Annotated in this window: 7 protein-coding genes; 4 read left to right on the top strand and 3 right to left on the bottom strand. The window is 61.9% G+C overall.

Annotated elements, in window-relative coordinates:
• Both JF616_17540 and JF616_17535 read left to right on the top strand, forming a co-directional pair.
• The coding region (locus tag JF616_17540; GenBank protein ID MBW8889562.1) for a glucose-1-phosphate cytidylyltransferase at nucleotides 1-202 on the top strand (202 nt) is incomplete at its 5' end.
• Nucleotides 203-248: 46 nt separating this feature from the next.
• Nucleotides 249-890 (top strand): PIG-L family deacetylase, encoded by a 642-nt coding sequence (locus JF616_17535; protein ID MBW8889561.1) that lies wholly within the window; start codon nucleotides 249-251, stop codon nucleotides 888-890.
• Nucleotides 891-1005: 115 nt separating this feature from the next.
• Here the strand turns inward: JF616_17535 and JF616_17530 are convergent, their stop codons facing one another.
• The 3 genes from JF616_17530 to JF616_17520 form a co-directional block, all read right to left on the bottom strand.
• Nucleotides 1006-1572: a PEP-CTERM sorting domain-containing protein gene (locus JF616_17530; protein ID MBW8889560.1), complete on the bottom strand. Its 567-nt coding sequence runs from the start codon at nucleotides 1570-1572 to the stop codon at nucleotides 1006-1008.
• Between the two features lie 243 nt (nucleotides 1573-1815).
• Nucleotides 1816-3357, bottom strand: a complete 1542-nt coding sequence (locus tag JF616_17525) for an EpsI family protein (protein MBW8889559.1) — start codon at nucleotides 3355-3357, stop codon at nucleotides 1816-1818.
• Nucleotides 3354-5264: a tetratricopeptide repeat protein gene (locus JF616_17520; protein ID MBW8889558.1), complete on the bottom strand. Its 1911-nt coding sequence runs from the start codon at nucleotides 5262-5264 to the stop codon at nucleotides 3354-3356. Before JF616_17520 ends, JF616_17525 begins: the two co-directional genes overlap by 4 nt.
• A 100-nt stretch (nucleotides 5265-5364) precedes the next feature.
• Between JF616_17520 and JF616_17515 the strand changes: the two genes are divergently transcribed.
• Both JF616_17515 and JF616_17510 read left to right on the top strand, forming a co-directional pair.
• Entirely contained in the window at nucleotides 5365-7821 is a 2457-nt protein-coding gene (locus tag JF616_17515; GenBank protein ID MBW8889557.1) for a P-loop NTPase, read from the top strand.
• Between the two features lie 39 nt (nucleotides 7822-7860).
• A complete protein-coding gene (locus tag JF616_17510) occupies nucleotides 7861-10041 on the top strand; it encodes a hypothetical protein (protein ID MBW8889556.1) in 2181 nt (726 codons plus the stop codon).
• Nucleotides 10042-10095: the final 54 nt, after the last annotated feature.

Raw genomic sequence — 10095 nt, 5'->3', positions numbered from 1 at the left:
CGAGATATTCGACCACATCAAGCCCGGCGAAGAGCTGGTGCACGAGCCATTCCAGCGGCTGATCGCCAAGGGCGAGCTGACCGCGTACCATCACAACGGGTTCTGGGGCTGCATGGACACCTTCAAGGACAAGCAGCAGTTGGACGATTTATACGCGAAAGGCGATGCCCCATGGGAAGTCTGGAAGAAGAGCGCCCTGTAGGCCCCCGTCCCTCCGCCGGGCTCCGCCAGCCATCCGGTGAAGCCCGATGCTGACGGCCCGATTGCCGGGACTCAAGACCGTGCTCGCCCTGGGGGCGCATTGCGATGATATCGAAATCGGTTGCGGCGGCGCCTTGCTCCGGCTCTTGAAGGAGAACCCCGGCCTCGAGGTGTACTGGATCGTATTCGCATCCAACCCGGTCCGCAAGTCGGAGGCGGAAAAATCCGCCGGCTTGTTCCTGGCCGGGGCCGCCAAGGCCGAGGTCCGGGTGCATGCGTTTCGCGATGGATTCCTTCCCTACCATGGGATCGAGGTGAAGGAGGCCTTCGAGGTTTTGAAAGCGCAAGTGAACCCCGACCTCATCCTCACGCATTATCGCCAGGATCTGCATCAGGACCATCGCCTCATCTCCGAACTGACCTGGAACACATGGCGGAATCATTTGATCTGGGAGTACGAAATCCCCAAGTACGATGGCGACCTGGGTGTTCCCAACGTTTTCGTGGAATTACCCGAATCCGTTTTCCGCCGGAAAGTGGAATTGATCCGCGAAGGTTATCCCACCCAATGGGGCAAGAATTGGTTCAGCGAAGATACCTTCCTGGGCCTGATGCGCATCCGAGGGATGGAGTGCCAAGCCGAAAGCAGCTATGCGGAAGCTTTCTACGGCCGGAAGCTCAAGTTCTAAGGGTCCCCTGCCGGGCCGTCCGCTACCCGATTTCCCGTTTGCCTATGGATGCGGGGAGTACGCAAAAAAAGCGGAGGGTTTCCCCTCCGCTTTTTTCAATCGATGCTAAAAAGGCTCAGACGGTCTTCTTGCGGCGGATGAAGAGACCGAAGCCGATCAGGCCCAAGCCCATCAGGCCGAGGGAGGTGGGTTCGGGAACCGTGCCCAACTGCCCGTTCCCGAAGGAGCCCTGGGCGGAGAAGGTGTACTGGGCGTCCGGATAAATCGCCTCGGTCTGGGCGAACTCCGTTAGGCCCGCGGAACCGATGGTATTATTGATGGAGATATTCCCGAGCACGTAACCGTTCGCGGTCGAAAGGTTGGACGAGTTCAGGTCGAAGTCGAAGCTCGCCGAGAACAGCGCATTGCTGGCGATCGAAGCGGGAGCGTTGCTGGTGGAGATGTAGAACATGTCGGTCTTGGTATTCATGACCACGTATTTTCCCAAGAGCGGATCGGGCGTGGACCAGATGCTGCTGAACGAACCATCGTTGAACTCGACCAAGTCGACGTAGCCGGTGTAAATGCTGTCATTGGCAACGGCATCAGCCAAGGACTTAGAGTCGTTGGACGCGCTCCAGTGAATTACCGTGGCCTGGGACAAACCCGCCGAAAGTGCCAAAATCGCTAATAACTTCTGCATTGAAATCCTCTTCTCATTCATGCGCTGCTCAGCCCTAGACAAGCTAATTCAATGCCAAGAAAATTAGGGAGTTATCCAGCTTGGAATGCGCCCGAAACCGGGATTTCGGAACCCCGGCTTCCTTCGTCGGGGAGAGGCGTAAAGAATGCCGTCGCTTCCCTCTTCGACTTTACAGACTCAAAAAGTCCATATATCGCGAGTTCCTCCATGAAAAACCGGACTTTCGGCAAAGCCATTTCCAATCTAAGGTAGAGCCTTCTTCAATTCCGGCAACAAGGCATGGGTGAAGTCCTGCATGCGGGATTCAATGCGGGCTTGGCTTTCGCCGCGGGCCTCGGGCGTGAGGATGCGGACCAAGGATGCTCCCTGGATCTTCTCGCCGATGAGGCCGCCCAGGAACATGCGCAAGCTGGAGGCCAGGTAGTCGGCGGTATAGGTATCCCCGATCTTATACCAATAGCAGACCCATTCGCGTTGGTCCCGCACGTCGATGGAAATGAGCTTTCCGTTCACCCGGCCATTCTCCCAGGAGACCTTCCCGATGCTTCCCACCAGGGCTCCCGCTCCCCGTAAACAGGCTTCCTGCGCATGGGCCGACTTGCGGCTGCTATGGGCGATGTAGGCCACTACCAATTCCATATATTCGCGCCCGTCGCTATAGGTGCGCTTGATGATGTCGCGCGTCTCCAACCCTTGTACTTCGGATGGCGTGGCCGTTTGTTCGTCCACTAATTGCCAAGCCCCGAGTTGGCGGGGGATGTTACGGGCCAGATCGGTTTGGCCTTGCACCACTTGCTTGAAGAGGACCGATTCCGAGAGCGCCGCCGCCGCCGCCAGGGCCAGGAGGGATGCCGCCAGCCACGCGCGTTGCCGCCGCGCGGTCATCGGTACGCCCTTTTGGACGGGTTCCGCCCGGGGAACGGGCTCCCGCCCGGAAACGGCGGGAGACAAACGGTCTACCGCCCACACCGCGAGGTAAAGGCAGCCGAAGGCGGCTATGAAGATGAAGGCGCCCGTGAACAAGTGCAGGTCCCAACTGCCCACCAGCGGCTTGAACACGGCGGCTTGCCCGAAAGCGATCACCAGGCAGGCGACCAGGAAGATGCGCAGGCCGTTGCCGACGATGGCGGCCGGGACGGCCATCGCGAGGGCGGCGCCCACCCCGGCGCGTCCGCGTTCGCGCACCAGGTAGGCGTAAAGTACGCCCAGGTCGAGCAGGGCGAGCAGGCTGCGCAGGCCGGAGCATACGTCCCCGACGGCCAGTTTCTCATCGCCGAAAATCATGTACGAGCCCTGGCGGATGGCCGGCAGGCCCACCAAGTCGAGGAGGCTGGTCGCGATATCGGCGGCCATCAGTTTCAGGGAAAAATTGAGCTTGTCGATGACGAATTCCGGCGGGGGCACCATCAAGGCCAGGAACAGGATAGGGAACCAGGCGGCCTTCGCCGTCGGCTTTCCCTCGACCAATAGGACGAAGCCCAACAGTACTCCCACCAGGGTCAGCCCGGATAGGGAAGAGACGTCGGCCAGGCCGGCCGTAAGATGGAGAAGAAGCGATACGATGATCACAGGAAAACCCCAGGCGCTTGCCTGGGCGGGGCCGCGGGGGAGCGATGCGATTTCCCTCCTGCGCTGCCAGAGAAGGAAGGCGGAAATGGGGGGGATGAGCCACCCATGGGACATGTAGGAGGCAGGTTCGTCCCAGCGCGCCACCATCCATCGGAAAGCGGGGAAATAGTTGGCGAAGAACAGGAGGGAGAATGCCGCCCAGGCCGCTCCCCTCATCCCAGCTCCGACATCAGCTTCTCGGCGTCCTTGCGTTCCTCGAATGCGGCCGTGGCGGACAAGGCCTGCTTCAGGAGATCGCGGGCTTCGTCCTTCTTTCCGGTCCGCGCCAGGATAAAGGCCAAATGGTATTGGAAGGCGGGGAAATCGGGGACCAGATCGATGGCATTGCGCAGATAGGGCTCGCCTTCGGCGGCCTGTCCGTTCACGGCCAGGATCCAACCCACCGTATCGAGGATGCGCGGGTCGAGATTCTTAACCCCCTTCAGCTTGTCGAGGAACGGCCGGGCTTTGGCCAAGTCCCCTTGCACCACGCCGTATTCCCAGGCCAGGTTGTTCAACGCCACCAGGTTGTCCGGGTTGAGGGCCAGCTCCTTCTGGTAATAGTCCATGGCCTTGGCCTTGTCCTTCTTGACCCAGTACTCGGCCAGGATGAGGTTGACTCCCTTCAGGTCGGGGTAATCGGCGGAAAGCTTAAGGGCGGCATCCCGCGCTTTATCGCCCTGGCCCGCGCTGGCCAAAAGCTGCAGATAACCTACCCGTTGGCCGAGCTCGGGCTTGTCCAGGGTGGCCAGCACCTTGGCCGCATCGGCGTATCGGCCCATGGCGGACAATTGGCTGGTCCACATTTCGATGGCGAGGCGTTGCTTGGGCCATCTTTTATAGAGATCTTCCACGGCCTGGAAAACGGAAGGGTTCTGGTGGTTGGCGCTGAAGTACGTGATGAGCGCCCATTGCCCGATGAATTCCTTGTCGGGCAGGAGGCTGCCCATGAAGGCGGTCAGGGAGCGCTTCAGGCTGTCGGGCTGCTGGGCGATCAGGTCCTGCGCCTTGTTGTCCTGGCCGATGGCGAGGTAGGCGGCTATGAGCGGGGGCAGCAGGGCCGGGCGCTTATCGCTGATCTGCAGGGTTTTGAGCGCCTCCAAGGCGCGGGCCGGATTCTGCGCCTTCATGTCCAGGTAGTAGGACATGATCTCCGCGGTCGCGCTCGCCTTGGGGGAGACGTCGCCGATGGCGCGGTACAAGGCCAGGGCCGAATCGTAGCGGCCGCCCTTGGCGTGGAGGATGGCCAGCTCGGAGAGGGCCTGGAGATTGTCCTCCGTGGGCTTGAGGTAAGGCGCCAAGGCGGCCTCGGCATCGCCCAGCCGTCCGGCCAGGGAGTAAAGCCGGGCCTTGCGGATCTGCACCTGTTGCTTCTTGTCCGGATCCGATTCCTGCCACTGATCGAGCATCAGTTCGGCCGAGTCGAGTTGTTTCTCCATCAGGTAGCTGTCCACCAGCAGCAGCCGGGCGCGGACGTTCTTGGGTTCCTTTACCAGGGCGCGGCGGAGGAACTCGCGTCCTTCGCTTGATCGACGTTCGCGCAAAAGCACCTCGGCCATGGGCAACAGGGCCTGCACCGAATCCGGGTATTTGCTGTAGAGGTACCGCAACTGCTGTTCCGCGAGATCCAAACGTCCCTGTTTCGCGCGCACCTGGGTGAGCAGCAGGCGGCCGCGGTAATTCCAAGGATCCTGGACGAGCAATTCGTTCAGGGCGTCGAATCCCAATTCCGTTTCCCCCATCTCGAAGGCGAGGCCGGCCAAAAGCACCCGGCCTTCCTTGTTGGTCTTGTGCGCGGCCACGAACTTCTGGGTATTTTCCAGGGCCTCGCGCGGCTTGCCGTCCTGGATGCTGAGGCGGTTGGCGAGGTTGAGCACCTCCAGGGAAACGTAAGGGGTATATGCCCCCTGGGCCGAATACCCTTTTTCGTACTCGATCCGGGCGGCCGTCAGGTTGCCTTCCTTCGCGTACAGCCGGGCCTTGGTGACGTGTTTGGCGAAGCGCTTCTGCGGCAGGTTCTGCCAGACCAACAAAGCGCCGATCGCGAGGATGGGAATAGGCGCTATCAGGAGGATTTTTTTCATGGCCGTCCGGTTCTGTTCGGTGGTAAGTTTACGACGAAGGATCCGGCGCGGTCACGGATTCCAATCCAAAAAAATTAATATCTATCTTTCGGTCCCGTAAATGAGCCCCCGAACCCCGCCTCCCGATGCGCACCCAGCGGGGGAGATGGAGGATCTCCCCTCCGGTCCGCGCAAGCTCCCCTCGCTCACCACCCTTTTCCACGTCCTTTGGATGCGGAAATGGATCGCGCTCATCGCTTGGTTCGTCGTGGCCGCGCCGGTAGGCATCGCCCTGTCCCTTTTCGATTTGCCGAAATCGTATTCCGCCACCACGGTGATGCGTTTTCCCGACGTGGTCGGCGCCCAGACCAACGTCATGCGCGACGTGGCCATCACCTCGGGCCAATCCATCCTGAGCATCCTCTCCAGCCATCAGGTGCTGGAAGGGACCATTACCAAGCTGGGATTGCGCCTGCGCATCGCCACCAAGGAACAGTTCCAGAAGTGGGTGTTCAAAGACGTGAAATACACGGACAACCTGGGGCTGGAACGTTACACCATCGTTTTGTCCGGCCGCGGCACCGAAGCCACGGTGAACTACAAGCCCGTAGGGGCGACCACCGATTACAAGGTGCACCAAGGCCCTATCGTGGGCGAGGGCCGTCTTTCCTTCCCGGGACTGGACGTGCAGTTCACGCCGGAATTCCTTTCCGGGGAGCACGGCAATCGCGTGGATCTGGATTTCATGCCCTTCGACGCCGTCTTCCAGGATCTGAAGAAGAACGTTTCCGCGCGGCCCCTGGGAGGCACCAATTTCGAGATCCACCTTAAGGATCGCGATCCCTTCCTCGTCGCCGATATCCTCTCCACCTTGCAGAGCGAGTTCCTGGACGTCTATTACGGCACCACCGAGGTGCAGGACGTGGGCATCCTGGCGCAGATGGAAAAGGATTTGGACTTGGCCAAGGAACGCCTGGAAAAAAGCCAGGACGACCTTTCCCATTATTATGCCGAAAACCCGGAGTTGTCCCAGCAACAAGGCCCCAGCGCGGGGGACAACCTGACCTACCTCGAATCGCGCCAGACCATGGATCAGCTGGAGGGCCAGAAGCGGCGGGTGGTCCAGGCGTTCGCGGCGCGGGAACCCGACGCAACGCCCGAGCGGCGTTATTTCTGGGCCCTCGAACTGTTGGGGGAAATGGCGCAGGCGGGCGAAGCGAAAGCGGGCATCCTGAGGGCGAGCCTGCAAGAGGTGAACGCGCGGCAGCAGAGCTTGCGGGCCACCCTGGGCCCCGATCATCCCCGCATCAAGGAAGCGGAGGCGGAGAAGGATTCCCTCTACCGCCAGCTCGAGGGGGCGGAAGGCTCGTTGGTAAAGCGCATCGACCAGGAACTCGCGCAAGCGCGGGCCCGGGTCGCCACCACCGCGCCGCGCCAGAACTACCGGCCCCCCGTCAAGATCCAACTGGAGCTCGAGCGCCTGAACAACGTCAACAAGAACAACCAGAACATCTACGATCGCCTGCTGGAAAGCTACAACCGCGCCAAGCTGGTGACCGGGTCGGAGTTCTTCAAGGTGTCGGTGGTGGATCCCGCCCGCCCGGCCATCTACTATCCGCCTTCCACCAAAACGCGTTTGCTGATCGCGGCGGCGGCGGTCGCCCTGCTTTTTATCCTCATCCCCGGCCTGGTGCTGGCCTGGTCCCTGGTTTTCATCCGCATCTGGACCAAGGAAGACGTAACGCGTTTGCTGGGGCTGAAGGTCCTCGGGGTCATCGCCGAGCGTAAGCTCAAGTATAAGAAGGGCGAGGAAGAGGGCGACTCGCGCAAGCCCGCGGTCGACCCCATGCTGATCATCCACGGCGGGATGTCGCGGTTGGAAGACGTGGAAGCCTTCCGTATGATCCGGGAAGAAATCGAGAATGGCTTCCGCAACGCGGGCGCGCCCGGGAAGTTCTGCCTGCTGATCACCTCGTGCCGGCCGCATGAGGGCAAGTCCACCTGCGCGGCCAACCTGGCCGTGACTTTCGCCCGCAAGGGGAAACGTACCCTCCTCATCGACGCCGATTTCCGCCTGGGGAGGGTCGCCAAGATCTTCAACTTGCACGTGGCCACCGGCCTGGACACCATCCTCGATCAGCCCGACATCGAGGCCGGGCACTTCCTGGAATCCGCGAGCCTCGTTTTCCAGCCTACCTTGCAGCGGAACCTGGTGGTGGCTCCGCGCAAATCGCCGAACGCCAACGCGGGGGAGTTGGTGGGTTCCGATCGTTTCAAGGCTTTCGTCGAGATGGCCCGCAGCCAATTCGACGTCGTCATCCTCGACATGCCTCCCGTCATGATCACGCCGGAACCCCTCTCCCTGGCGGACCAGGTGGACGGCGTGGTTTTCGTCTGCCGCTCGGGCGTCACCGCCGCGCGCGAGGCGCGCGAGGCCGTCGACATCTTGTTCGAGCGCAACGCCAGGGTCTCATGCATCCTGAACGGATCGAAAATCTCCCCTTTCGAGGAGAACCGGTACCGGAAGTACTCGTACTACTACCAAGTCCAATCCGCCCCCGAAGCGGAGGCGGGCTAGTACTCGGTCATGACTGAGCACTAAGGCGCGGACCAGCCCATGCTTACCCTCGCCTTCCTCCTGGTCGGCACCCTCCTCGACTTGGCGCTAGGCTTCCTGGTCCTTTTCCGATCCTACCGGACCGCCTTGCGCGTCGTACTGGCAGGGCTTTCCGGCCTGTTCGTCGCCCACCTCTGGTTCGGTTGGGGGGCCGTGTTCGCCAGGGAGAACGCGGTCTGGTACCATTACCAGCTCGCCTTGCAGCTCATCGGACTGCTGATCTCCCTGGGCATCCTGGAGTTGGCCCGGCATTTCCTGCGCGACGAGGGCGATGGGCCTTCCCTGGCCTGGGGAAGCCTGAAGGTTTCGCTTTATTCGGTGGCCGCCTTCGGCACGGCGGCGGCCATGGCGGCGCTATGGCTGCCGGGCCATGTTTCCGCCACGGGTTCCCTGGGCCTGTCGAGCATCCTGTTCACGGGTCCGGCGATACTGATCCCCGCCATGCGCGTGCTGACGGCGGTCTACACGCTTTACCTGCTGGAAAGCACCTACCGTTTCGCCAAGGATTACCAGCGGCGCATCGGCCGGCTCTGCTTCATCGGCTTGGGCAGCCTGTCCGTCTTCCATATCCTCTATTTCTCGAAAGTGCTGATCTACCGCGAGTTGCCGGAACATTTCGCGGAAGCCTCTTCGGTGGTTTACGGAGTGGTGTATCCGGTGATCCTGGCCGGCTTCCTCCGCTACCGCCTGGGCTCGGAACGCATCGCCATCCCGCGCGGCACCTTGTATTCCTCGGCCACCGTCTTCCTCACCGGGGCGGCCTTCCTGGGCGTGGCCCTCACCATCCTGGCCTTCCAATGGCTACACCTGGACTTCACTTATTTCGATCGCTTTCTGGTGGGCTTTTCCCTTTGCTTCCTGGCCGTGCTGGTGCTGGGCTCCGGCACCATGCGCCGGCACATCAGCGATTGGATCAACAGCCGGTTCTACTCGCGCAAGTACGATTACCAGGAGCAATTCTTCCGCCAGCATAAGACGTCCAGGTCGGGCGCGGACGTGGACGGCGCCATTACCGAATTGATCGAGAACATGAAATACTCGGTGAACGTCGAGGACGCCTACTTCTTCCTGCTCGATTGGCAGGACGGGAATTTCTACCAGCATGAGAACAAGGAAGAGGCGACGCGGCGCGGGCTGGTGATCAGCGGCGACAGCCCGCTGGCGCGCGAACTGGTCGCCGACGGGCGTCCTTTGGATCTGGTGGCCGAGGACGATGCGGGCCGCGCGCGCCGGCAGGCCGCGCGCAAGGAGCCCCTGGTCGAGGAATTGCGCCTGGACGGCGCCTTCCCGGTCTTCATCGGGGAGCGGTTGGGGGGCATCCTCGCCTTGCAGGGCCGCAGCGGGGGGGAGGCCTTCGACTCGGAGGATCTCGCCCTCATCGAGGTCTTTTCCACTTCCATCGGCGATGCGCTCTTCAAGAACCGCGTGCTCCAGGAACGCATCGAGCGCAAGCAGTTCGAGTCGTTCCACCACGTGGCCTCCTTCATCATCCACGATATCAAGAACCAGATCGCGACCCTGAACCTGTTGATGAGGAACGCCGAGAAGAACCTGGGCAATCCGGCCTTCCAAGCCAGCATGCTGGCCTCGGTCAAGAGTTGCGCCGTGAACCTGCAAGGGCTGATCGATCGCCTGGCGGTGGCCCCGAAAACGCAAGAGGTGAAGCTGGCGCATGCCCCCTTGCGGCCGCTGTTGGAAGAGGTGGTCCAGAATTCCGGCCTGGCCTCCCTGCCCCAGGTGGGTTTCGCCCTCGAAGGCCGCGGGGCTTCGGCGGTCCCCATGGATCGGCAAGCCCTGTTCTTCGTGGTCCGCAACCTCGTCACCAATTCGCTGGAGGCCATGCGCCGGGACGGCGAAGCCTCGCCCCGGGGCAGGCTGCGCCTTTCCTTCGGGTACCTGGCCGAAGGCGCGCCCCAGCGCCTGCGGGATCTCTTCGGGGGCGGCGAACGGTTTTTCGCCAGCTACGCGGCCTGGATCATGGTCGAGGACGACGGCGCGGGCATGGATCCCGAATTCGTGCGGCGGCGCCTGTTCCAGCCCTTCGCGACCACCAAGGAAAAGGGCGTGGGGATCGGCCTGTACCAATGCAAGACCCTGGTCGAGCAAATGGGCGGGCGCATCCTGGCGCATTCGGAATTGGGCAAGGGGACGGAGTTCTGCATCCTCTTGGGAACGGGATAAGCCCTTTCCAGCTCCGTCCCGGCGCGGATTTACGCGCGCGCCGGAACCATTCGA

This window comes from Fibrobacterota bacterium, assembly GCA_019509785.1.
Classification (GTDB): Bacteria; Fibrobacterota; Fibrobacteria; order UBA11236; family UBA11236; genus Chersky-265.
The sequence above is the reverse complement of the archived record's forward strand: the minus strand, read 5'-3'. Positions and strand labels throughout refer to the sequence as shown.

Bases quoted from the DNA above. Each gene is read 5' to 3' on its own strand.
- JF616_17535 (MBW8889561.1), top strand. From the start codon at position 249: ATGCTGACGGCCCGATTGCCGGGACTCAAGACCGTGCTCGCCCTGGGG.
- JF616_17530 (MBW8889560.1), bottom strand. From the start codon at position 1,572: ATGCAGAAGTTATTAGCGATTTTGGCACTTTCGGCGGGTTTGTCCCAG.
- JF616_17525 (MBW8889559.1), bottom strand. From the start codon at position 3,357: ATGAGGGGAGCGGCCTGGGCGGCATTCTCCCTCCTGTTCTTCGCCAAC.
- JF616_17520 (MBW8889558.1), bottom strand. From the start codon at position 5,264: ATGAAAAAAATCCTCCTGATAGCGCCTATTCCCATCCTCGCGATCGGC.
- JF616_17515 (MBW8889557.1), top strand. From the start codon at position 5,365: ATGAGCCCCCGAACCCCGCCTCCCGATGCGCACCCAGCGGGGGAGATG.
- JF616_17510 (MBW8889556.1), top strand. From the start codon at position 7,861: ATGCTTACCCTCGCCTTCCTCCTGGTCGGCACCCTCCTCGACTTGGCG.